1 protein-coding gene is annotated in these 1,221 nt (G+C 66.5%); it reads left to right on the top strand.

Annotated elements, in window-relative coordinates:
* The first annotated feature begins 59 nt into the window (after positions 1–59).
* Complete coding sequence (locus tag FPV26_RS12535) at positions 60–1,214, top strand: IS30 family transposase (RefSeq protein ID WP_425473105.1); 1,155 nt, start codon at positions 60–62, stop codon at positions 1,212–1,214.
* Positions 1,215–1,221 lie beyond the last annotated feature (7 nt).

Genomic DNA, 1,221 nt, shown 5'->3' on the forward strand with positions numbered 1-1,221 from the left:
GGTGGATTCAATTGGTCATCGCAACGGTAGCCTAACTGCCCCCTTGGGGGGAGGTACCGATGGCACGACGTGGACGACCGGGGCTGCCCGATGGGATGAGGCAGCAAGTGTGGCTGCTTTGGAAGCAGGGCCGGCCCGCCAGTGAGATTGGGCGGGCGCTGGGCTGCAAGGCGGCGGCGGTGCGTGGCGTATTGGCGGCGCACGGCGGGATCGCCCCTGCGGTGCGCATACGCCATGCCGCAGGCTTGACGCTGGCCGAGCGGGAAGAGGTTTCGCGTGGGCTGGCGGCCGGGTGGTCGTATCGGGAGATTGCGCGTCGCCTGGATCGCGCGCCCTCCACGATCAGTCGGGAGGTGGATCGCAACGGTGGCCCTCGCGCCTATCGGGCCGGGAGGGCCGAGGAGCAGGCCTGGGAACGGGCCCGCCGGCCCAAGGCCAGCCTGCTGGCGCAGGACGCGGAGCTGCGGAAGCTGGTGGCACAACGGCTGGCCTTGCAGTGGTCGCCTGAGCAGATCTCGGCTTGGCTTAAGCTGGAGTTCCCCGACGACGAGACGCTGCGTGTGTCGCACGAGACCATTTATCGCAGTTTGTTCATCCAGGCGCGAGGCGCCCTGAAAAAGGAGCTTTGCGCACACCTGCGCAGCGGCCGGACGATGCGGCGGGCGAAGTCGGCGACCAAGGCGTCGCGCGGCGGCATCGTCGACGCTGTCTCCATCCGCGAACGTCCTGCCGAGGTCGAGGATCGTGCCGTGCCGGGTCATTGGGAAGGCGATCTGATCAGCGGCAGCAAGAACTCCCACGTGGCAACGCTCGTCGAGCGGCACTCGCGGTTCGTGATGCTGGTGAAGGTCAATGGGAAGGACACAGCCAGCGTCGTTTCGGCGCTCAGCAAGCAAGTGCAGACGCTGCCAGAGGCCCTCCGCAGATCACTGACCTGGGATCGGGGGACGGAAATGGCGGGCCACAAGGACTTCACGGTCGCCACCGACGTCCAGGTCTACTTCTGTGATCCGAAAAGCCCCTGGCAGCGCGGCTCAAACGAGAACACCAATGGCCTGCTGCGGCAGTACCTGCCCGACGGGACCGACCTGTCGGTCCACTCCCAAGCTCAGCTCGACGAGATTGCTTTACGATTGAACCAGCGCCCGAGGAAGACCTTGGGCTTCAGGACGCCGGCCTACAAGCTCGGCGAGTGTGTTGCAACGACCGCCTGAGCCCGCC

This window comes from Vulcaniibacterium gelatinicum (genome assembly GCF_008033445.1).
Classification (GTDB): Bacteria; Pseudomonadota; Gammaproteobacteria; order Xanthomonadales; family Xanthomonadaceae; genus Vulcaniibacterium_B; species Vulcaniibacterium_B gelatinicum.